Consider the following 21,504-nt stretch of genomic DNA (forward strand, 5'->3'; position numbering starts at 1 on the left):
CACGGAGTGGAGGAGGGGGACACCATGGAGCTGGGCATCGGTATCGGCTGGCGGCCGGAGATCGCGGACGCGGTGGAAGCACTGCCGGGGATCGACTGGGTGGAAGCGGTCGCGGAGAACCTCTGCACCGACCATCTGCCCGACTCCCTGGTACGGCTCCGCACGCGCGGCGTGACCGTCGTCCCGCACGGCGTCTCGCTGGGCCTCGGCGGCGCCGACCGCCCCGACCCCGCCCGACTCGCCGACCTCGCCGCCCGGGCCGTGCTGCTGGGCACGCCACTGGTCACGGAGCACATCGCGTTCGTGCGGGCCGGGGGTCCGCGCACCGCGTCACCGAGGCTCGAAGCGGGCCACCTGCTGCCCGTACCGAGGACCTGGGAAGCGCTGGACGTCCTGTGCGAGAACGTGCGGATCGCCCAGGACTCGCTGCCGGTGCCGCTGGCGCTGGAGAACATCGCGGCGCTGATCTCCTGGCCCGGCGAGGAGCTGACAGAGGGCCAGTTCCTGGCAGAACTGGTCGAGCGCACCGGCGTCCGGCTGCTGATCGATGTCGCCAACCTGCACACCAACCACGTCAACCGTGGCGAGGACCCCGCAAAGGCGCTCGACGAAATGCCGGTGGAGGCGATCGCGTACGTACATGTGGCGGGCGGCATCGAGAAGGACGGCGTCTGGCACGACACGCACGCCCACCCGGTGACCCGGCCCGTCCTGGACGTACTCGCCGAGCTCCGCGCCCGGATCGCGCCGCCCGGTGTTCTGCTCGAGCGTGACGACGACTTCCCGCCCGCGGAGGAACTGGCGGGCGAACTGACCGCTGTCCGCACCACGTTGGAAGCGGCGGGGAAGGCCCGGTCGCGCTCCACGTCCGAGACGGAGGCGTCCGGCCACGGCGACGTCGCCCCGGCCGCCTCCCCGGTCCGGTCCGCGGATGACACCACCACGACCGCGGACGACACCACCACGACCGCCACCGGCACCCGCGCCACCGAAACCGGTGTCGCCGTCGACGGAGCGCGCGACCGCGTCGCCGTCGCCCAGACCGCGTTGCTCTCCGCCCTCGTGGCCGGCACCCCGGCGCCCGAAGGCTTCGACCACCGTCGCCTGGGCGTCCAGAGCCGTGCCCTGGCCGCCAAGCGGGCCGACGTCGTCGCCAAGGTGGCGCCCGAGCTGCCCGGGATCCTCGGCGACGGCTACCGAGAGGCCTTCCTCTCCTACGCGAGGACGCGCCCCATGTCCGCCGGATACCGGCGCGACGCGCTGGACTTCGCCGAGCAGCTGCTGATCGCCGGCCGGCCCGCGGACGACATCGCCCGGCGCCGGCTGACCCACTGGTGGCAGGACCGTGCGGCCGCCAGGCCGCCCCGTCGCACGACCCGGCTGGTACGGGCCGCCCGCGCCGCGATCGGCGGAAGGTGACCGGAATGAACGTCGTCGCTCTGCTCGTGACGCTCGGCGTCGTCGCCTCCTCCACGCTCCTGATCGTGGGGCTCTCGAAGGCCCGGCGCGGACCGGGTGGCCCTGTGCACGACCTCTACGAAGTGGCCTTCCTGAACGGAGGGCCCGGCAGGGTCGTGGACACCGCGCTCACCACGCTCCAGGCCGACGGACGCCTGGTGGTCGGCGGCCCCGGCATCGTCGCCATCACACGGCCGATCGCCGACGACCCGGTGGAGAGGGCCGTACTGCAGGCGCACGCCGCCGCCCCCAGCGGCGCGCTGCACACCCTGCGGGACACGGCGATGCGGCACCCGGCCGTGCAGGAGGTCGGCGACGGACTCGCGGCCCGCGGTCTGCTGGCCGCGCCGGAGGCCACCCGGAAGTGGCGCCGCTGGGGCTTGTTCCAGGGTCTGGGCTGCCTGCTGGCCGTTCCTGCGTCCTTCGCGGTGACGGTGGCTCAGTTCGTGACGGACGACGACCAGACCGGCTTCCATGTCCCCTTCGTCGTCAAGGTGCTCCCCGCCCTGCTCGTCGGCATCCCGATCGGACTCGTCTGCGCGGGCATCGCCCGTGCCCGGATCACCGGGGCGGGCAGGCAGGCGGCCCGGCAGTACCACGCCGCCCACGTCGGCACGGCTGAGCCGGCCCATCTGGTGGCGACGCTCGGGCTGCGTGCGTTGCCCGATCCCGTACTGCGGACGCAGCTGGTGACGGCGGCACGGATGCGGACGACCACCGGGCGGCGGCCGATGTCGCCCTCGCACGCCTCCACGTCCTCCACCGGCAGCGGGGACTACCTCATGGCGACGGCGTGGTGCGCCGGTTCGGGCCCGGCCGACTCCGGCTGCGGAAGTTCCAGCGGAACCCCTGGCGGCGGAGGCAGCGGTTGCGGCGCAGGCGGCGGAGCGTGTGGTTCGGGGAGCAGCTGCAGTTCGGGAAGCAGTTGCAGTTCCGGCTCCAGCTGCTCCAGCAGCAGTTGTTCCAGCTCCAGTTGTTCCAGCTCCAGTTGTTCCAGCAGCAGTGGTTCGAGCTGCGGCAGCAGTTCCTGAACGGGCCGCTCCGCGACCACCACTGCCGCCTCGGTCTCCTCGCTGCACGTCCGCATGTTGGAAAGCCGTGGCGCTCCGCCGTCCGCCTCGCATAGAAATCCCGACATGCTCTGGGTTCTGTTTCTGCTGGTCGCATGGGGCGCTGCGGCTCTCTCCTGTCTCCGGCTCTGTCTGGCCGCCGCGTCCGTCGACCGGGCGCGGGACCCCGGAGAGGTCGAACTGACCCTGTACGAGACCGCGTTCCTGACGGGCGGCCCGCACCGGGTCGCGGACCTCGCCCTCGTCACCATGCATCTGCGCCGTCGACTGCTGCTCGCCCACACCGGCTGGGCCACTGTCGTCGACCCCGAGGGCCGGGACGAGGTCGAGCGCACGGTGATCCGTGCCATCGGCCCGGAGGGGCAGTCGCCGATACCTCCGATCCGTTCGGCGACCGCCGCCGCCGAAGCCGTACGCGTCCTCGCCGACCGCCTCGTCCGGGCGGGGCTGGCCCTGCCCGGCGGTGCCCGGACCGACATCGCGTCGGCGGTGCGCGCGGTACGCGGATCGGCCGTGCTGGCTGCCGTGATGACAGGCGCCGCGCTGCTGCTTCCCGGACAGGGGCGGGGGCTAGGCAGTCCGACGGCGGCCGAACTCGTCTGGTTCGGGCTGCCGCTCCTCCTGACGCTCGGCGCTCTGGCCATCGCACGGATGGAGATCCATCCGTACAGCTCCTGGGCCTCGCCCACCGGGCAGCGGCTGCTGGACTCGGTCGCCGCCCCGGCGGGCGGCGCCGATCACGACGTCCTGGCGGCGGTCGCCGTGCGAGGTGTCCGTGCCGTCGACGATCCGGCACTGCGCGCCGCGCTCGCGACCGGCGGCCACCCGGCACATCTGTCGCACCGGGGCCGTTGAATACCGCGCGACAGGGATCGATCTCCCGCCGGGCCGGCGCCGGGCGGATGAGTGAGCCGGCCTTCGAGAGGCCAGGCCTGCCGTGCTCCCACGGGAGCAGGTGACGGCCCGCGCCGGAGCGGGGCCGAAGACGAGCGGGGAAGGACGTGTCACTCCCCCGCCCGTCCCGGGAACGCTGCAGGTCGGAACCTGCGGCGTGCCCGGAGCCGAACCCGGTGTCGCTGGAGCGGCGGGCAGCACACAGCCGTGCGCCGGCGCCCGCCGTCTGATCTTCCGGGTTGGGGTGGTCGGAGCCCGCTCGCTACGCGAGCCCGGCCACCAGGTCTGCGACGGACCGCCTGCGGCCCGTGTAGAAGGGGACCTCCTCGCGGACGTGCATCCGCGCCTCGGAGGCCCGCAGGTGACGCATGAGGTCGACGATGCGGTAGAGCTCGTCGGCCTCGAAGGCGAGGATCCACTCGTAGTCGCCGAGCGAGAAGGAGGCGACGGTGTTGGCCCGGACGTCGGGGTAGCCACGGGCCATCTTGCCGTGGTCCGCGAGCATCCGGCGGCGGTCCTCGTCGGGCAGCAGGTACCAGTCGTAGCTGCGCACGAAGGGGTAGACGCTGATGTAGTTGCGCGGCGTCTCGTCGGCCAGGAACGCCGGGATGTGCGACTTGTTGAACTCGGCGGGGCGGTGCAGCGCCATGTTCGACCAGACCGGCTCCAGCGCCAGGCCCAGCTTGGTGCGCCGGAAGAGGTTGTACGCCTCCTGCAGCTCGTCCGCCGTCTCGGCGTGCCACCAGATCATGACGTCGGCGTCGGCACGCAGGCCGGATACGTCATAGGTGCCGCGGACGGTGATGTCCTTGGCTGCGAGCTGGTCGAACAGCTCCTGGACCTCGTCGGCGTAACCGGCGCGGTCGGCGGGGAGCACATCACGAAGCTTGAAGACGGACCACAGCGTGTAGCGGATGACCTCGTTGAGGTCCTTGGCCTTCTTGCCGGCGTTGGGGATCTTCTCAGGCGCACTCATACGGCTATTGTCCCGCCTCGCTCCGTGTGCCCTGAACCAGGGTGGGAGTGGCAATGATCTCTCCCGTGAGATCGGCGGCGATCTCGTCCGCGGCCCGGTGGGCACTGGCGATGCAGGCGGGGATGCCGACGCCGTCGTACACCGCTCCGCAGACCCGCAGCGCCGGCAGCTTGGCGACCTCGTCGCGGATCCGGGCGACCCGCGTCAGATGACCGACGGGGTACTGGGGCAGGCCGCCGATCCACCGGGTGACCTCGGTGTCCACCGGCTTCGCGGCAAGTCCGGTCGCCTCGGCGAGGTCGCGCAGCGAGACGTCGACGAGTTCGGTGTCCTCGCGGTGCAGATGGTCCTCCTCGCCGTACCGGCCGACGGAGGTGCGCAGGACGAACAGGTCGGGGGCGGCGTCGGCGACCCACTGCCACTTGTGGGTGGAGAAGGTGGAGGCCTTGATGGTGCGCCCGTCGACCGGCGGTACGAGGAAACCGGAGCGCCCGTCGAGGGCGCCCGTGGCAGCCACGTCGGAGCGCCGGAACGCCAGGGTGACCAGCGCCATCGACGCGTACTCGACGCCTGCCAGCTCGACGGAGGCGGCCGGGGACTCGGCGGCCAGCAGCGTGGAAGCGGACCAGGCGGGGGTGGCGAGGACGATGCCGTCGGCGGTGATCACCCGCGTTTCCGTGCGGATGTCCCAGCCCTCGGTGGTGCGGGTCAGACCCAGCACGGGCGTGGCGGTGAGGATCTCGCCGCCCGCCGCGCGCACGGCGTCGGCGACCGCGTCCGGCAGGGTGCCGATGCCTCCGTCGATGCCCTGGAAGACCGGCCCGGTCTGCCGACGGGCCGCCGCCTGCTGCTGGATGCGCTGTACGCCGTCGAGCAGCGAGCCGCCCTCCCGGGCCAGCTCGAAGAGCTGCGGTACGGCGGCACGCATCGAGAGCCGGTAGGCGTCGCCCGCGTACACCCCGCCGAGCAGCGGTTCCACGAGCCGGTCGACGACCTCGCGGCCCAGCCGGTCGGCGACGTACGCACCGACCGCGACGTCGTCGCCGACGGCGGTCGGGGTGAGGTCCCGCTCCTGCGCGATGCGGGCGAGACCCTCCGGCGACAGCACCCCGCCGAGCGCGGCCGGGTCGCCCGGCACGCCCATCACATGGCCCTTGGGCATCGGCCGCAGTTCACCGCGTGTCCAGACCGCCGCCGTGGCCGTGGCGGGCGGCTGCAACCGGTCGCCGAGCCCGACGGCTCGCGCCAGGTCGACCGCCTCCGGCCGTCTGGCCAGCATCGACTCCGCACCCAGATCGACCTGGGTGCCCGCGATCTCACCGGTCATGAGCTTGCCGCCGAGCCGGTCGGTCGCCTCCAGGAGGGTGACCCGCAGCCCCGTGGCCAGGAGCCGGTGGGCGGCTGCGAGTCCGGCGACGCCGCCGCCGATGACGACGACATGACCCGTACCTGTGTCCACGCGGTTTGTAGAACGCTGCATGCCTCCACTCTCTCAAATCTCTTCCGAGTCCCGAACGTGACCGCTTCGAAACCGGTGGAGGGCAACCCGAACCCCGGTCCCGAACGTCGAACCGGCACCATCAACCACCCGCCCAGGGGGAGCAGTTATGCAGCCAGGACGCCATCCGGACCGCTCGTCCACCCACCGTTCGCGAACGGTCCTCGCCGCCGGGACGCTCGCCGCGCTCCTCGTGCTGAGCGGCTGCGGGGCGGGTGACAGCGCGGACAACAAGAGCGCGGCGGGAGACAGCGCCAAGTACGCGGCCCCCCGCGCGGAACGCGGCGCCGCCGGGGCTGCGGACCAGGGGTCCGCAGAGAACGGCTCGGCGGCGAAGAAGAAGCCCTCCACGCTCTCCACCCCCCAAATCATCCGCAAGGCCGAGCTCTCCGTGGAGGTGAAGAGTGTGCCGAAGGCGGTCGCGGCCGCCCGAGCGGCGGTGGAGAGCGCCGGCGGTCTGGTGTCGAGCGAGTCCACCGACCGGCTCGACGGCACTCATGAGGTGTCGCACATCGTGCTGCGGGTGCCGCAGGGTGAGTACGACGCCGTGCTGCAGGAGCTGGCGGGTGGCGGAAAGCTGCTGTCCCGGACGACGACGGCGAAGGACGTCACCGATCAGGTCGTCGACGTGGAGAGCCGGATCGCCACCCAGCGGGCGAGCGTCACCCGGGTACGGAAGCTGATGGACCAGGCCGACAAGCTCGCCGATGTGGTCACTCTGGAAGGAGAACTGAGCAACCGTCAGGCCGAGCTGGAGTCGCTCCTCGCCCAGCAGGAGTCACTGAAGGACCGCACCACCCTGGCGACGATCACGCTCAGCCTTTCCGAGCCGGAGTCCGCGTCGAACAGCAAGGACGACGATCCGGGGTTCCTGGACGCGCTCGGCGGCGGCTGGCACGCGTTCGTGACGACGGTCCGGTGGATCGCGATGGCCGTGGGTGCGGCGGCGCCGTTCCTGGCCGCGGCGGCGGGGCTGCTGCTGCTCGGACGGCTGCTGCGCACCTGGCTCGCCCGACGCCGGGTGACGCGGGAGCCTCAGGCGTCCCAGCCGGACGAGCAGGCTCCCGCAGCACCGGAGGCTCCGACCACCCCTTGAGCGTCGTAGCGTGGACCTTCGGAGTTGACGCTCGAAGGGACCCGGCATGACAGCGGAGCGACTGGTGGTCATCGGTGGGGACGCGGCCGGCATGTCCGCCGCGTCCCAGGCCCGCAGGCTCAAGGGACCGGAGGAGCTGAGCATCGTCGCCTTCGAGCGGGGTCACTTCAGCTCGTACTCCGCCTGCGGCATCCCGTACTGGGTCAGCGGCGACGTGGCGGAACGGGACGACCTCATCGCCCGTTCGCCCGAGGAGCACCGGGCCCGCGACATCGACCTGCGGATGCGCACCGAGGTGACGGAGATCGATGTCGCCGGGCAGCGGGTCCGGGCGCTCGACCGGGAGAGCGGGGAGACCTACTGGACCGGCTTCGACAAGCTGGTGATCGCGACGGGGGCCCGGCCGGTGCGTCCGGCACTGCCCGGCATGGACGCGGCGGGAGTGCACGGCGTGCAGACCCTGGACGACGGCCAGGCCCTGCTGAACTCCCTGGACCGGGCGCCGGGGCGGCGCGCGGTCGTCGTCGGCGCCGGATACATCGGTGTCGAGATGGCGGAGGCGCTGCTGAAGCACGGCTTCCAGGTGACCGTGCTCAACCGCGGCGAGCAGCCCATGGCGACGCTCGACCCCGACATGGGGCGCCTGGTCCACGACGCGATGGACGGGCTGGGCATCACGACGGTGAACCGGGCCGAGGTCACCAAGATCCTCACCGGAGCGGACGGCCGCGTGACCGCGGTCGCCACGGACGACGCGAGCCACCCGGCGGATGTGGTGGTGCTCGGCATCGGTGTCGAACCGGAGACGACACTCGCCCGCGCGGCAGGCCTGCCGGTCGGCCCGCACGGCGGTCTGCTCACCGATCTGTCGATGCGGGTCGTCGGACACGACAACATCTGGGCAGGCGGCGACTGTGTCGAGGTCCTCGACCTGGTGGCGGGCCGCACCCGGCATATCGCGCTGGGCACCCATGCCAACAAGCACGGCCAGATCATCGGGGCCAATGTCGGCGGCGGCTACGGAACGTTCCCGGGGGTGGTGGGCACCGCGGTCAGCAAGGTCTGCGATCTGGAGATCGCCCGCACGGGGCTGCGCGAGAAGGACGCCCACGCGGTGGGGCTGCGGTTCGTCACGGCGACGATCGAGTCGACGGGCCGGGCGGGTTACTACCCGGGCGCCCAGCTGATGACGGTCAAGATGCTCGCGGAGTACCGCACGGGCCGACTGCTCGGGGTGCAGATCGTGGGACGGGACGGGGCGGCGAAGCGGGTGGACATCGCCGCGGTCGCGCTCACCGCGGGCATGACGGTGGAGCAGCTGACGGCGCTCGACCTCGGGTACGCCCCGCCGTTCTCGCCGGTCTGGGACCCCGTCCTGGTGGCGGCGCGGAAGGCGGTGCAGGCGGTACGGCGGGCGGGCACCTCCTGACGTTCATCCGCACCGGTGGCAACGCCCACGCCTCCCCGTTCTACGATGCCCGGATCGTAGAACGGGGAGGCGTCATGTCCATGGCCGGGATCCTGCTGTCGGCCGTGGTGGCGGTCGGCGCGCTGGCCATCGGCATCGCCCTGCAGGACTGGCGCCCGCGCCCCCGCAGGTCCGACCGGACCGGGCGGACCTGCCCGGACTGCGGGGACCTGCGGATACGGACCGTCGGCTCCGGCAACCGACTGAACGGCATGCTGGAGTGCCGCGCCTGTCACTGCGTCTGGTCCCCGAACGCCGCCGGGGGCTGAGCCCGGACCGCACGGGCGCCCGGCGACGGAAGGACCGTACGGGACAGCCCTCAGCGAGCGGTCTGCGTGTGTACGTACTCGACGAGCCGCGTCAGCGCGTCCGGGTCGGTCGTCGGCATCACACCGTGGCCCAGGTTGAAGACATGGCCTTCCAGACCGGCGGCCGCGTCCAGCACCTCGCGTGCCTTCGCCTCCACCGTCGCCGTCGGCGCGAACAGCACCGCCGGGTCGAGGTTGCCCTGAAGTGCCTTGCCAGGTCCGACCCGGCGCGCGCCCTCGTCCATCGGGACCCGCCAGTCGACGCCGACGACATCCGCGCCCGCCTCGCCCATCAGCCCGAGCAGTTCGCCGGTGCCGACACCGAAGTGGATGCGCGGGACACCGTACGGGGCGACGGCGTCGAAGACCTTCGCGGAGGCGGGCATCACGGAGCGGCGGTAGTCGGCGGGGGCGAGCGCACCGACCCACGAGTCGAAGAGCTGCACGGCCGAGGCGCCCGCCTCGATCTGCACCTTCAGGAACGCGCCGGTGATCTCCGCCAGCCGGTCGAGGAGGTCGGCCCAGAGCTCAGGCTCGCCGTACATCATGGCCTTGGTGCGCTCGTGGTTGCGGGACGGGCCGCCCTCCACGAGGTAGCTCGCGAGAGTGAACGGCGCTCCGGCGAATCCGATGAGCGGCGTCGGGCCGAGCTCGGCGGTGAGCATGCCGATGGCTTCGGTGACGTAGTGGACGTCCTCCGGCGTGAGGTCGCGCAGCCGGGCGAGATCGGCGCGGGTCCGGATCGGGTCGGCGATGACCGGGCCGACACCGGGCTTGATGTCGAGGTCGATCCCGATGGCCTTGAGCGGGACGACGATGTCGCTGAAGTAGATCGCCGCGTCGACCTTGTGGCGGCGGACGGGCTGCAGCGTGATCTCGGTGACCAGCTCCGGCATCATGCAGGAGTCGAGCATGGCGATGCCCTCGCGCACCTTCAGGTATTCGGGCAGCGACCGCCCTGCCTGACGCATGAACCAGACCGGCGTGTGGGGCACCGGCTCGCGGCGGCACGCCTTCAGGAACGCCGACTCATGGGTGGCGGAGGTCTTCGTCTGCTGGCCCGAGGGGCGATCGTTGGAGCTCACGCACAGAATCTTCGCACGAAGCGGTAAGGAGCCGGGTCCGCGCCGGGTGTCCCTCCCTGCACGAGGCTCCGGTTCCGCCTACTCTTCCCCGCATGGCTCCGGCTCAGGGACAATTTTCCGAACAATCCGATGGCGCTGACAGCAAGGACAGTGCGGAGGGCAGTTCCGTCCCGCCCGCGTTCCGGTCGGCGGTGGAGGCGTTGCGCTCGGCGCGGCTCCGCCCCGAGCTGGAAGTGGAGCCGACTCGGCCGCCTCAGCGTCTCGCTCCGTACGCGTACGCCGTGGAGGCGGCGGTCGTCGACGGCGAGGACGATCTCGCGGACGGCCGCCTCGTGCTGCTCCACGATCCTGCCGGGCACGAAGCGTGGCACGGCACGTTCCGTCTGGTGACGCTGGTCCGCGCCGAGCTGGAGCCGGAGATGGCTTCCGACCCGCTGCTGCCGGAGGTGTGCTGGTCCTGGCTGACCGGTGCGCTGGAGGCGCGCGGTCTGTCGTACGGGGAGGCGGGCGGCACGGTCACCCGCGCGGGGTCGCACTACTTCGGTGCGCTGTCCGAGCGGCGCCCGGCGACGCAGATCGAGATCCGGGCGTCCTGGACCCCCCGCGAGGGGCGAGGTGGAGCACCGGACACGGCGGCACATCTGGTGGCGTGGGGGGATCTGCTGTGCCAGATCGCCGGTCTGCCGCCGTCGGGTCCGGCCGACGCGGCGGTGGTGACGCTGCCTCAGCGGCGCGGCCCACAGGTCCCGTAACCGGCCGTTCCGCCACTACACCTTTTGGTGCAGGCCGAAACATATCGGTAACAATCCGTCACACGCTTCACTCGACTACCGAGATTCTTTTCGTACAATCGATCGCCCGTCCGATTTGCCCGAATTGTTACTCACTAAATCGTGATCTTCCTCTAAAGGAGGACGGGTCTGCTGCCGAAGAGGTCAATGACCCTTCAAGCACGGTTCGCCCCGGCTTCATCCCCGAGCCGGCCCGTCCCGCCACTCCCCAGGAGGCCTGGTGTCCGTTCTCCTCGAGCAGCCCGCAAGCCTGGTCGCCTACCGCCCGAACAAGCCGACGGCCATGGTCGTCGTGGCCGACCCGCGCGTCCGTTCCACCGTCACCCGCCATCTGTGGGCACTCGGAGTACGTGACGTCATCGAGGCGTCGTCCATCGCGGAGGCCCGTCCCCGCGTCGGCAACCCGCGCGACATCTGTGTTGCCGACGTCCATCTGCCCGACGGTTCCGGGCTGACCCTGCTGTCCGAAACCCGAGCCGCCGGCTGGCCGAACGGCCTCGCCCTCTCCGCCGCCGATGACATCGGCGCCGTACGCAATGCCCTCGCGGGCGGCGTGAAGGGCTATGTCGTCACCGGCACACGTACCAATATCGGCCACCCCACCCGCCCCGGCGTCGCTCCCATCGGCGCCAATGCCGCCCGTATGCACCGCCGGCCCCCCGGCACCCCGAGCCACCCGGGCGGCTACCGCGAACTGTCCGGCCGCGAGGTGGAGGTCCTCCGGCTGGTCGCCGAAGGGCAGTCCAACAAGGCCATCGGCGTCTCCATGGGGCTGTCCGCCCTCACCGTCAAGAGCCACCTCGCCCGCATCGCCCGCAAGCTCGGCACCGGAGACCGCGCCGGAATGGTCGCCGTGGCCCTGCGCACGGGCATCATCCACTGATCCGCACACCCCGGCCCGCCGACAGAACGTTGCGGACCGGCTGGTTTACATTCATCGGCGCCCGTCGACGGAACGTTCCGTCGACGGGCGCCGTGCATACACAGATACCCTTGACACGTGACCGACGCCCAAGAGACCGCAGCAGACACTTCACTGCGAACCACCGGGGGCGCTCCCCCGGACGACGTCGCCCCGGCGCCGATCCCCTTGCTCGAACCTCGCGAGGGCATTCCCCCGGTGGTGGCCTCCGACGACGCCCTCGCCCGGGTGGTCGCGGCTTTCGCCGCGGGCACCGGCCCCGTCGCCGTCGATGCCGAGCGTGCATCCGGCTACCGCTACGGCCAGCGCGCCTATCTCGTACAGCTGCGGCGCAACGGCGCGGGCAGCGCCCTCATCGACCCGGTCGGCTGCCCCGACCTGACGTCGCTCGGCGAGGCGCTGCGCGGCAGCGAGTGGATCCTGCACGCCGCGACCCAGGACCTGCCCTGCCTGCGCGAAATAGGGATGTCTCCCACCGAACTCTTCGACACGGAGCTCGCCGGACGGCTGGCGGGCTTCCCGCGGGTCGGCCTCGGCGCGATCGTCGAGAACGTGCTCGGCTACGCACTGGAGAAGGGGCACTCCGCGGTCGACTGGTCCACCCGCCCGCTGCCCGACCCCTGGCTGCGCTACGCCGCACTCGATGTCGAGCTGCTGATCGACCTGCGCAACGCCCTGGAGGAGGAGCTCGACCGGCAGGGCAAGCTGGAGTGGGCGCAGGAGGAGTTCGACGCGATCGCCTCGGCACCGCCCGCTCCCCCGCGCAAGGACCCGTGGCGCCGCACGTCCGGTATGCACAAGGTGCGCCGCCGTCGTCAGATGGCGGTCGTACGGGAGCTGTGGAACGCCCGTGACCAGGTCGCGCAGCGCCGGGACATCTCGCCCGGCAAGGTCCTCGGGGACGGCGCGATCATCGAGGCGGCCCTCTCCCTCCCGCCGAACACCCAGGCGCTGACCGCCCTGCCGGGCTTCGGCCACCGCATGGGCCGGCGTCAGCTGGAGCAGTGGCAGGCGGCCATCGACCGGGCCAAGGCACTCCCCGAGTCCGAGCTCCCGCAGCCCGGCCAGCCCCTTCTGGGCCCGCCGCCGCCGCGCTCCTGGGCGGACAAGGACCCGGCGGCCGCGGCCCGGCTCTCGGCGGCCCGCGCCGCGGTGTCGGAGCTGGCCGAGCGGCTGCACATGCCGCAGGAGAACCTGATCACGCCGGACACCGTGCGCCGGGTCTGCTGGGAGCCGCCGAAGAACCCGACGCCGAGCGCGGTCGAGGACGCACTCACCACGTACGGGGCCCGGCGCTGGCAGATCGAACAGGTCGCGCCGCTCCTGCTGCGCGCCCTGACGACGGCGACGGCCTGACCTCTCACACCTCCCCTTTCCGCACGAATTCGCCTGGACGACGCTCCACGACCTCGTGCGACGAAAACGCCCCCGGCCGACCGGCCGAGGGCGTTTTCGTCTGTCGGAACGCACCCTCGGGGCGGTCGGGGACGATCGGAATCGCGCCAGCTTGTCCCCGCCCCGGCGTGTGACGTTCGCCGCTCCCACCGTAGGGGGTGGGCAGTCTGGTTACCCGCAAGTAGCATGATGGTGGCGGCGCGCTTCCGGCCGTGCCGCGCAGCAGTGCCATCCCGCACCCTGGAGGAGAGCCATCGTGCCTCGTACCATCCGGGACGTCGTCTTCGTCGACGGCGTCCGCACCCCGTTCGGCAAAGCGGGCCCGAAGGGCATCTACCACGAGACCCGCGCCGACGATCTCGTCGTGAAGGCCATCCGGGAGCTGCTGCGCCGCAACCCGGACCTGGACCCGGCCCGTATCGACGAGGTCGCCATCGCCGCGACCACCCAGATCGGCGACCAGGGTCTGACGCTGGGCCGGACCGCCGGAATCCTGGCCGGTCTGCCGCAGTCCGTCCCCGGTTACTCCATCGACCGCATGTGTGCGGGCGCCCTGACCGCCGTCACGTCGACGGCCGGTTCCATCGCCTTCGGCGCGTACGACGTCGTCGTCGCCGGCGGTGTCGAGCACATGGGCCGCCACCCGATGGGCGAGGGCGTGGACCCGAACCCGCGCTTCGTCTCGGAGAAGCTGGTCGACGAGTCCGCCCTGTTCATGGGCATGACCGCGGAGAACCTGCACGACCGGTACCCGCAGATCACCAAGCTCCGCGCCGACGAGTACGCGGTCCGCTCGCAGGAGAAGGCCGCCAAGGCGTACGCCAACGGCAAGATCCAGCAGGACCTGGTGCCGGTCTCCGTGCGCCGCACCAACGCCGAGGCCGGCGAGACGGGCTGGGGCCTGGTCACCGCCGACGAGCCGATGCGTCCGGGCACCACGCTGGAGTCCCTTGCCGGTCTGAAGACCCCGTTCCGCCCCCACGGCCGCGTCACCGCCGGTAACGCCGCGGGTCTCAACGACGGCGCCACGGCCTCCCTGCTCGCCGCCGAGGACGTCGCGCGCGAGCTCGGCCTCCCGGTGAAGATGCGCCTCGTCTCGTACGCCTTCGCAGGTGTCGAGCCCGAGGTCATGGGCTACGGCCCGATCCCCGCGACGGAGAAGGCCCTCGCCAAGGCCGGTCTGTCGATCGGTGACATCGGCCTGTTCGAGATCAACGAGGCGTTCGCCGTCCAGGTGCTCGCCTTCCTCGACCACTACGGCATCGCCGACGACGACGCGCGCGTCAACCAGTACGGCGGCGCCATCGCGTACGGTCACCCGCTGGCCTCGTCGGGTGTGCGTCTGATGACGCAGCTGGCCCGTCAGTTCGAGGAGCAGCCGCAGGTGCGCTACGGCCTGACCACCATGTGCGTCGGCTTCGGCATGGGCGCGACGGTCATCTGGGAGAACCCGAACTTCGACGGAGGCAACGCGTGAGCGAGCGCAGCGAGCGAACAGAGATGGGCTGCAGCCTGAGCGAATGCTGGGCCGAGCGAAGCGAGGGTCAGGCATGAGCTCCACCACTGAGCTTCTGAAGGGCGCAGCCGAGCTGTTCCCGGGCGAGGTCGTCACGCAGGCGCACGTACGCCACCTCGACCTGCCGGCGGGCGCGGGCAGGTTCGCCCTCATCACGCTGGACAACGGCCTGGACCACACCAAGCCGACCACCTTCGGACCGCAGTCGCTGGCAAACCTGAACGCCGCCATCGACCAGGTCGAGAAGGAGGCCGCCGAGGGCGCGATCGCCGGTATCGGCATCACCGGCAAGCCGTTCATCTTCGCCGTCGGCGCCGACCTCAAGGGCGTCGAGCTGCTGAAGAAGCACGACGACGCGCTCGCCATCGGCAAGGGCGGCCACGACGTCTTCCGGCGCCTCTCCGGCCTCGCGGTCCCGACGTTCGCGTACTACAACGGCGCGGCGATGGGCGGCGGTGTCGAGGTCGGTCTGCACTGCTCGTACCGCACCGTCTCCAAGGCACTGCCCGCGTTCTCGCTGCCCGAGGTCTTCCTCGGTCTGGTCCCGGGCTGGGGCGGCTGCGCCCTGCTGCCGAACCTGATCGGCGCCGACCGCGCGGTCTCGGTGATCATCGAGAACTCGCTGAACCAGAACCGTCAGCTCAAGGGCAAGCAGGTCTTCGAGCTCGGGATCGCCGATGCCCTCTTCGAAGGCGCCGACTTCCTGGAGCAGTCGCTGATCTGGACCGCCGACGTGCTGAACGGCACGGTCACGGTGGAGCGCCCCGACGTCGACCGCGGTGACGCCTGGGACCAGGCCGTCGCCCGTGGCAAGGCCATCGCCGACTCCAAGGTGCACGGCGCCGCCCCGGCCGCGTACCGCGCGCTGGAGATCATCGCCGCGGCGAAGGACGGCGACCTGAGCGCCGGTTTCGACGCCGAGGACCAGGCCCTCGCGGACCTGATCATGGGCGGCGAGCTGCGCTCCGGGATCTACGCCTTCAACCTGGTCCAGAAGCGCGCCAAGCGCCCGGCCGGTGCCCCGGACAAGAGCCTGGCCCGCCCGGTCACCAAGGTCGGCGTCGTCGGCGCCGGTCTGATGGCCTCGCAGCTGGCGCTGCTCTTCCTGCGCCGCCTGGAGGTGCCGGTCGTCCTGACCGACATCGACCAGGAGCGCGTCGACAAGGGCGTGGGCTACGTCCACGCCGAGATCGAGAAGCTGCTGGGCAAGGGCCGGATCAACCAGGACAAGGCCAACCGCCTCAAGGCTCTGGTCTCCGGTGTGCTGGACAAGGCCGAGGGCTTCTCCGACGCCGACTTCATCATCGAGGCCGTCTTCGAGGAGATCGGCGTCAAGCAGCAGGTGTTCGCGGAGGTCGAGGCGGTCGCCCCGGCGCACGCGATCCTCGCCACCAACACCTCGTCCCTCTCGGTCACCGAGATGGCGTCGAAGCTGCAGCACCCCGAGCGGGTCGTCGGCTTCCACTTCTTCAACCCGGTCGCGATCCTCCCGCTGCTGGAGATCGTGCGCGGCGAGAAGACCGACGACGCCTCGCTGGCCACGGCGTTCGGCGTGGCGCGGAAGCTGAAGAAGACCGCGGTGCTGGTGAAGGACGCCCCGGCGTTCGTCGTCAACCGCATCCTCACCCGCTTCATGGGCGAGATCCAGAACGTCATCGACGAGGGCACCCCGGTCGAGGTCGCCGAGAAGGCCATCGAGCCCCTCGGTCTGCCGATGTCCCCGCTGGTCCTCCTCGAGCTGGTCGGCCCGGCCATCGGCCTGCATGTCTCCGAGACCCTGAACCGCGCCTTCCCGGAGCGTTTCACCGTCTCCGAGAACCTCGCGGCGGTCGTCAAGGCCGGCAAGCGCGGCTTCTACGTGTACGACTCCGGCAAGCCGGAGCTCGACCCGGAGGTCGCGGCTCTCCTCAAGCAGGGCGACGTCGTCCTGTCCGAGGAGCAGGTCCGCGACCGCGTCCTGGACGCGGTGGCGCAGGAGATCGGTCTGATGCTGGACGAGGGCGTCGTCGCCGAGGCCCAGGACATCGACCTCTGCCTGATCACCGGTGCGGGCTGGCCCTTCCACCTGGGCGGCATCACGCCGTACCTGGACCGTGAGGGCGTCTCGGAGCGGGTCAACGGCAAGAAGTTCCTGGCGCAGGGCGTGGCGAGCGTTCCGGCGTAACGACCGGTCGAGAACGACGACAGCGGGCCGTACGGAGATCTCTCCGTACGGCCCGTTCGTCGTGCGGCGCGATGCTCAGCGGCCCTTTCGGGGGACGACCGCGATGGCGTTGGACACCTTCCGCTGACGCCGGTCGTCGGTACGGCCCGGGTCCGAAGGACTGTTGCGCACCCGGTCCCGGACCACCATCGTGCTCGAGCCGCCCCCGTCGAGATTCATCGCGTCGACCGCGCCGAGGGAAAGCAGCACCCCCGCTGCCTCCGGCAGGGTCACACCCTCGCTGACGCCCGGCCTTCGCCCGTCGAACACGACGAGCAGCAGCGTGCCATCCGCACGGACTCCGGCGACCGTGCGGGGTGCGCGGCTGCGCACAGCCCCTTCGGAGACGCCGTTTGCTGCGGCATTGATCCAGGCACGGCCGGATCGGACCAGCGCCGGGCCGGCCCCGAAGACTGACGCCCCGTCCCCGCGGACCCGTACTCCGTGCACATCGGTCAGCACGGACGACATGGTGAGAGTCCGCCCCGGCCGTGCGTGCGCGCGCAGCCAGTCGGCCCCTGAGCCGGTGCCCACGAGCGTCCGTCCGCCATCCGGCACGGCGCCCCCCGCGGGGCTGCGTACGTCGGTCACCGTCGACCGCGCGTCGAGGATCACCTCGACGCCGCCCGGGCCCGCGTACGGTGTCGTCGTCCCCCACCCCGCGGTGAATTCGACGATCTCGTCGGGGTCCTCGCAGATCCGCCCCGGGAGCGATGCCGTTGTCGGCGCGCCGGTGTCGGTAAGCCGGTCGCCACCCACTCCCCCACAGCCGACGATCCGACCCGGAACCCGGTCGATACCGTCCACGACGGCGCGTGCGCCGTCGGAGGAGGCGACCCGGGTGGCGGAGCGCAGCTCGGTGATGCGGGGACGTCCTCCGGCGCCCGGAAGGATCAGCGCGGTGCGGCCGCCCGTGGCCTCGCTCAACAGGGTGCCGCGGGATACGTAGAGGCCGAGAGGATCGCCCTTGTAGCGCTCGGCGTCCGAGTCGAAGAACGTGCCGTTGACAGCCGCGACCGCACCCGCTCGGCGTGCGAGGTCGCGGACGGTGTCGGTCGACGCGACCGAGCCGCCGTGCACCGCCTCAAGGTCCACGGGTGCGCTCCGAGCCACCGTCAGCACACTCGTCCGTACCGGACTTCCGTCTTTCAGCGTCCGGATGGCCTGGGTGAACGAGACGCCGTCGGGCAGGGGTTGGGTGGACGGGGCCGTGGCGGACGGGGACGGGGTATGCGCGGGTACGTCTCCGTCCCGGTCACTGCTTTCCGCATCGGAGCCCGACTGGACGCTGCATGCGACCAGCAGTGACGCGATAGCCAGTGCCGCGGCTCGTACGGACCACCGTCCGTTCATGACGCCCCCTCGGTTCCGGGCAGCGAGCGGGGCCGGGTCCCTGCGTGTGCGCGGCGATTCACCGTAAGAAATCTTCGTTATGACGGTGCGGATGTTATCAACCGGCGCATCGACAGAGCAGCGCCGACCGACTTGAATTCAGGGTCGACTGAGACAGCGGTGGACGGATACACTCGAACACACTTCCGCGGGAAGCCGTGTCCGGAATCACATCAGAGCAGGCAAGAGTATCTCGATGACCACAGCACTACCTCCTCTCGTGCCGAATCTTGCTGCAATCGACCGACGGAGCGTGGTGACATCCACGGACACTTCGGGCCCGTTCCCCGTGGAGTACCGCTTTCGCCCGGCAGAGGGTGACGCGCGCCATTTGATCGTCATTTTTTCGGGCTTCGCGGCGCCCAACGGCTATCACTTCGCCGGAAAATCACTCAACGATCTGCGCGCCAACATCCTCTGGATCCGTGACGACTTCGACGGGCACTACAGCTACTACCTGTGCCGGGACATGAATTTCGGAATCGAGAGTTCGGTCGCCGGACTGATCGAGAGAACAATGTCGGGGCTCGGCCTGACACACGAACAAGTCAGCCTGCTGGGTGTATCGAAGGGCGGAAGTGCGGCCCTCTATTTCGGGTTGAAGTACGGGTACAGAAACATTGTCACGGTCGTGCCTCAGTTCCTCATCGGGGACTACGTGTACGACCGTGCGGAAACGGGTCGTTACATGCTCGGCGACATGATGCCGGAGCAGAATGTCGACTCGCTGAACAGTGCCGTCCCCAGCCTGCTCAACGCGTACGGCGGACAGGGGCACAACATCTACCTGTTCACTTCCGAGGCGGACGAACAGTACGAGAAGGAGATCAATCCACATCTCCAGCTGTTCTGGGGCTGCGCCAACTTCAATTTCATTCGCACGAATTCATCGATGGTGCGCCAACACGGGGAGGTGTCGGGATACAACCTGCCGCTCGTCACCGGCGTCCTGGCTGCACTCACCGAGGGAGCAGAGCCGCGACTCGGGTTTCTGGAGAACGGGAATCCACAGGTCAACGAGGTGGAACGGAGTGGCTACCTGGCGGAGCTACGCAAGTCGGACCAGTTGATCGCAGTGCTCAACAAGCAGGACATCCGCGGCGCAGGACTCCTTGTGTCCGGGCACGCCTTCATCGCCGGGGAATCTCCGTACCCACAAGGATTCATGACGAAGAGCCTGATCGCGGAGGGCACCGGCGGCCGCCATTGGGAGTTCCCGCTGAAGATCACCGAGGCCAAACATCTTTACAGCCTCTACTTCGATCGATTTGCCTGCGACTATCCGAACGGTGGATTCGAACCGGAGAATCCCTCGGGCATTCTGGTGAATGAGCTCCCGGCCGGCTCTTATGAACTCTCGGTACGAGTGACCAGCCCCACCGACGGAATAGACCGGCGCACTCCCCTGGCGGCGCGCCGCCCCTTCGATCTGCGACGGCCTTTCGGTGGGACGGAGATATCGCTCATCGGTGACACAAAAAGGGTGCGACTGTTTCGGCGCCCCATCCTTGGCCAGCACTCCCAGGAGACGGCTTTCTCTCTGGAGAACACCTGGCTCAAGGAGCGCACATTCCATGTCGAGGGGACGTTCTTCATCCATGGAATTGAAGCGGCAGAACACGGTCACGCGAACTACTACCTGGTATTGCGCAGCGAGCGGGCCATCTATTCGTTCCGGCTTGGCATGTCACGCAAGCCGGCGGCTGTACGCGGACACATCCGGCGCGGCGATTTCGGAAACTATGACTTCGCCTACTTCGCCACATCGGGATACAAGGGCATCACGCTGAAGAATGCGGCACCGGGCGATTACGAGGTGTATATCTCCATGAGTACCGGAGGTTCCCTCTTCTCCGCGCCCGCCGGGCACGTGACGCTGAACTGAACGGAAAATTAGAGCCGTTCAGCTTCACGGCTGAACGGCTACAGCCCCGGGTGACACTCCGAAGTCCCCGATATGCACTGTCACTTCCGACCACACCCGGTGGCCTCGGTCGTCCTCGTAGCACAATTCGAACCGGTCGTATCCCAGGTGCTCCGGGTCGGCCTCGTAGGTGACGCCCCCGTCGGCGCGACAGGTCAGCAGTCCGTGGCCGGCGATGCCGACACCGATGAAGCGCAGGCCAACTGCCGGACTGTGGCCGGCCGGCAGCATCGCACGGCCACCCTGCCGCAGCGCCATGTGCTGGCCGGGCAACCAGTGACGGCGTACCCGGAACCCGATGTCCGAGACCGCTGTCGAGGGTATGAGCTTGTCGCCCTGGGCCGTCATCAGGCCGATGATCACCCGCGGCAGCAGGACCGCCCCCTCGGCCGCGTCCTCATTGATACGGATCCGGCAGTTCACGGTGCGCGGGTCGGTGCCACTCGCGTACGTGGCGTACCGCCCGTTCGTAAGATGGCTCAGGCCCTGGTGGCGGACCATCGTTGCGTGGTCGCCCAACATGTCGTCGAGCAGATAGCCGTAGGTGCGGTACGCGCCACCGACCGGCAGGACGGACAGGGCGAGGCCGATCTCCTGGCCGGGGGCGACCGGCAGAGCCGGGTCGACATCGGCGAACAGTTCGAGAGTGCCTCCGACATGCGGCATCCGAGGATGCGTCACCCAGGCACGAGCGAGCGGGTACCAGTCGTTCACAGCAACGCCTCACTCATCTCTGCGGATGCGACGCGACCGCCCACCCGGGATTTGGTCAACTTCTCGAAGACGTCGTCGTCGAGGAACTCCACGACCGACTCAGGGATCTTCGCTTCCAGGTTCCTGAAGTGGTTGGGGGTCAGTACGCCATTGGCACACATCTCGCTCGCCACGAACCGGGCGCACTCCATGGCACCGTGACCACGGAGATGGGTGTTGTCGGCGATGCCTTCGGGGAAGTTGGGTTCCTCGCCAGGTTCCGTGTACAGGAACAGCTGCTTGGTCCCCTCTGCACCCGCCTGGCGCCACCAGTTGACGCTCCACTCGTTGAGATCGATGAGTGGTACGGACATGCCCGCGGCGAGTTCACGCATGGCGGTCGGGTAGAGCCCGAGCGGACGCCGCATGTTCCCGTGGTCGTCGAAGACCCGGCGTTCGTGGCTGGTCACCAGCACCGGATGCGCCCCTCGCGCCCGGGCGCCCAGCACATACTTGCGCAGGTACCACTGGTAGTCGCCGAACGGCTCCGTGAAGCGTCCGTCACCGGGCTTCATGTCGATCAGTCCGAACGAGACCAGCAGAAGATCACCGGGGGCGATGTTCTCCAGAATCCAGTCGAGGCGACCGCGTTCCACGAAGCTGCGCGAGCTCGCACCCGCGCGGGCGGCGTTCACCACCTCGGCGTTCTGGATGAAGATCTGGAGCACCTGGCCCCAGCCGGTCATCGGCGCCATGCTGCGCGGGCGGCTGGTCACACTGGAGTCGCCCGCCAGAAAGACCCTCACATGCCGCAT

Annotated in this window: 18 protein-coding genes; 12 read left to right on the plus strand and 6 right to left on the minus strand. The window is 70.0% G+C overall.

Translation table 11 applies throughout. The annotated features are described in order from the left end of the window. The first annotated feature begins 24 nt into the window (after positions 1-24). The 3 genes from OG963_RS12430 to OG963_RS12440 all read left to right on the plus strand — a co-directional run bounded on the left by OG963_RS12430 (position 25) and on the right by OG963_RS12440 (position 3,383). Positions 25-1,419, plus strand: a complete 1,395-nt coding sequence (locus OG963_RS12430) for a DUF692 domain-containing protein (protein ID WP_371798897.1) — start codon at positions 25-27, stop codon at positions 1,417-1,419. 5 nt (positions 1,420-1,424) lie between these two features. After that, positions 1,425-2,489, plus strand: coding sequence for a TIGR04222 domain-containing membrane protein (locus OG963_RS12435; RefSeq protein WP_371798898.1), 1,065 nt, complete (start codon positions 1,425-1,427; stop codon positions 2,487-2,489). Positions 2,490-2,594: 105 nt separating this feature from the next. Continuing rightward, positions 2,595-3,383, plus strand: a complete 789-nt coding sequence (locus OG963_RS12440; protein WP_093930102.1) for a TIGR04222 domain-containing membrane protein — start codon at positions 2,595-2,597, stop codon at positions 3,381-3,383. Positions 3,384-3,684: 301 nt separating this feature from the next. On the opposite strand, the gene hemQ is transcribed toward OG963_RS12440, so the two are convergent. Together hemQ and hemG are read right to left on the minus strand one after the other, a co-directional pair. Further along, positions 3,685-4,398 (minus strand): hydrogen peroxide-dependent heme synthase, encoded by a 714-nt coding sequence (gene hemQ / locus OG963_RS12445; RefSeq protein ID WP_030917728.1) that lies wholly within the window; start codon positions 4,396-4,398, stop codon positions 3,685-3,687. Between the two features lie 4 nt (positions 4,399-4,402). After that, the gene (gene hemG / locus OG963_RS12450) at positions 4,403-5,878 is read right to left on the minus strand and encodes a protoporphyrinogen oxidase (protein ID WP_093775590.1); all 1,476 of its coding nucleotides are present in this window, start codon (positions 5,876-5,878) and stop codon (positions 4,403-4,405) included. A gap of 127 nt (positions 5,879-6,005) precedes the next feature. Here hemG and OG963_RS12455 point away from each other — a divergent pair, with 127 nt between their 5' ends. The 3 genes from OG963_RS12455 (at position 6,006) to OG963_RS12465 (ending at position 8,729) form a co-directional block, all read left to right on the plus strand. Then, positions 6,006-6,992, plus strand: coding sequence for a DUF4349 domain-containing protein (locus tag OG963_RS12455; protein ID WP_093775588.1), 987 nt, complete (start codon positions 6,006-6,008; stop codon positions 6,990-6,992). A gap of 46 nt (positions 6,993-7,038) precedes the next feature. Continuing rightward, positions 7,039-8,421: an FAD-dependent oxidoreductase gene (locus tag OG963_RS12460; RefSeq protein WP_371798899.1), complete on the plus strand. Its 1,383-nt coding sequence runs from the start codon at positions 7,039-7,041 to the stop codon at positions 8,419-8,421. Between the two features lie 74 nt (positions 8,422-8,495). Then, on the plus strand, positions 8,496-8,729 hold the full coding sequence (locus OG963_RS12465) for a hypothetical protein (protein ID WP_093775584.1): 234 nt from the start codon (positions 8,496-8,498) through the stop codon (positions 8,727-8,729). A gap of 50 nt (positions 8,730-8,779) precedes the next feature. Here OG963_RS12465 and hemE read toward each other — a convergent pair whose 3' ends face one another. After that, on the minus strand, positions 8,780-9,853 hold the full coding sequence (hemE, locus tag OG963_RS12470) for a uroporphyrinogen decarboxylase (RefSeq protein WP_093775582.1): 1,074 nt from the start codon (positions 9,851-9,853) through the stop codon (positions 8,780-8,782). A 92-nt stretch (positions 9,854-9,945) separates the two neighbouring features. Between hemE and OG963_RS12475 the strand changes: the two genes are divergently transcribed. From OG963_RS12475 to OG963_RS12495, 5 genes are all read left to right on the plus strand, one after another. Continuing rightward, complete coding sequence (locus OG963_RS12475; protein WP_030917737.1) at positions 9,946-10,605, plus strand: DUF3000 domain-containing protein; 660 nt, start codon at positions 9,946-9,948, stop codon at positions 10,603-10,605. Between the two features lie 259 nt (positions 10,606-10,864). Then, positions 10,865-11,527: a response regulator transcription factor gene (locus OG963_RS12480; protein WP_024488613.1), complete on the plus strand. Its 663-nt coding sequence runs from the start codon at positions 10,865-10,867 to the stop codon at positions 11,525-11,527. A 117-nt stretch (positions 11,528-11,644) separates the two neighbouring features. Continuing rightward, on the plus strand, positions 11,645-12,922 hold the full coding sequence (locus tag OG963_RS12485) for a ribonuclease D (protein ID WP_093775580.1): 1,278 nt from the start codon (positions 11,645-11,647) through the stop codon (positions 12,920-12,922). A gap of 295 nt (positions 12,923-13,217) precedes the next feature. Continuing rightward, entirely contained in the window at positions 13,218-14,438 is a 1,221-nt protein-coding gene (locus tag OG963_RS12490) for an acetyl-CoA C-acyltransferase (RefSeq protein WP_093930098.1), read from the plus strand. A gap of 73 nt (positions 14,439-14,511) precedes the next feature. Then, positions 14,512-16,641: a 3-hydroxyacyl-CoA dehydrogenase NAD-binding domain-containing protein gene (locus tag OG963_RS12495; RefSeq protein WP_093775576.1), complete on the plus strand. Its 2,130-nt coding sequence runs from the start codon at positions 14,512-14,514 to the stop codon at positions 16,639-16,641. 75 nt (positions 16,642-16,716) lie between these two features. On the opposite strand, the gene OG963_RS12500 is transcribed toward OG963_RS12495, so the two are convergent. Next, positions 16,717-18,033 (minus strand): phosphodiester glycosidase family protein, encoded by a 1,317-nt coding sequence (locus tag OG963_RS12500; protein ID WP_371798900.1) that lies wholly within the window; start codon positions 18,031-18,033, stop codon positions 16,717-16,719. Positions 18,034-18,268: 235 nt separating this feature from the next. On the opposite strand from OG963_RS12500, the gene OG963_RS12505 reads away from it, so the two are divergent. Then, positions 18,269-19,957, plus strand: coding sequence for a hypothetical protein (locus OG963_RS12505; protein WP_371798901.1), 1,689 nt, complete (start codon positions 18,269-18,271; stop codon positions 19,955-19,957). A 24-nt stretch (positions 19,958-19,981) separates the two neighbouring features. On the opposite strand, the gene OG963_RS12510 is transcribed toward OG963_RS12505, so the two are convergent. Next, positions 19,982-20,662 carry a hypothetical protein gene (locus OG963_RS12510; RefSeq protein WP_362269524.1) on the minus strand — a complete coding sequence of 227 codons (681 nt, stop codon included), beginning with the start codon at positions 20,660-20,662 and terminating at the stop codon, positions 19,982-19,984. A gap of 44 nt (positions 20,663-20,706) precedes the next feature. Beyond that, positions 20,707-21,504 carry a rhamnogalacturonan acetylesterase gene (locus OG963_RS12515; protein WP_030917766.1) on the minus strand — a complete coding sequence of 266 codons (798 nt, stop codon included), beginning with the start codon at positions 21,502-21,504 and terminating at the stop codon, positions 20,707-20,709.

The organism is Streptomyces sp. NBC_01707 (assembly GCF_041438805.1).
In the GTDB taxonomy this organism is placed as follows: domain Bacteria; phylum Actinomycetota; class Actinomycetes; order Streptomycetales; family Streptomycetaceae; genus Streptomyces.

Coding starts and splice junctions, on each gene's coding strand:
- OG963_RS12430 (WP_371798897.1), top strand. CDS start 25: ATGGAGCTGGGCATCGGTATCGGCTGGCGGCCGGAGATCGCGGACGCG.
- OG963_RS12435 (WP_371798898.1), top strand. CDS start 1,425: ATGAACGTCGTCGCTCTGCTCGTGACGCTCGGCGTCGTCGCCTCCTCC.
- OG963_RS12440 (WP_093930102.1), top strand. CDS start 2,595: ATGCTCTGGGTTCTGTTTCTGCTGGTCGCATGGGGCGCTGCGGCTCTC.
- hemQ (WP_030917728.1), bottom strand. CDS start 4,398: ATGAGTGCGCCTGAGAAGATCCCCAACGCCGGCAAGAAGGCCAAGGAC.
- hemG (WP_093775590.1), bottom strand. CDS start 5,878: ATGCAGCGTTCTACAAACCGCGTGGACACAGGTACGGGTCATGTCGTC.
- OG963_RS12455 (WP_093775588.1), top strand. CDS start 6,006: ATGCAGCCAGGACGCCATCCGGACCGCTCGTCCACCCACCGTTCGCGA.
- OG963_RS12460 (WP_371798899.1), top strand. CDS start 7,039: ATGACAGCGGAGCGACTGGTGGTCATCGGTGGGGACGCGGCCGGCATG.
- OG963_RS12465 (WP_093775584.1), top strand. CDS start 8,496: ATGTCCATGGCCGGGATCCTGCTGTCGGCCGTGGTGGCGGTCGGCGCG.
- OG963_RS12475 (WP_030917737.1), top strand. CDS start 9,946: ATGGCTCCGGCTCAGGGACAATTTTCCGAACAATCCGATGGCGCTGAC.
- OG963_RS12495 (WP_093775576.1), top strand. CDS start 14,512: ATGAGCTCCACCACTGAGCTTCTGAAGGGCGCAGCCGAGCTGTTCCCG.
- OG963_RS12500 (WP_371798900.1), bottom strand. CDS start 18,033: ATGAACGGACGGTGGTCCGTACGAGCCGCGGCACTGGCTATCGCGTCA.
- OG963_RS12505 (WP_371798901.1), top strand. CDS start 18,269: ATGACCACAGCACTACCTCCTCTCGTGCCGAATCTTGCTGCAATCGAC.
- OG963_RS12510 (WP_362269524.1), bottom strand. CDS start 20,662: ATGCCGCATGTCGGAGGCACTCTCGAACTGTTCGCCGATGTCGACCCG.
- OG963_RS12515 (WP_030917766.1), bottom strand. CDS start 21,504: ATGCGGCATGTGAGGGTCTTTCTGGCGGGCGACTCCAGTGTGACCAGC.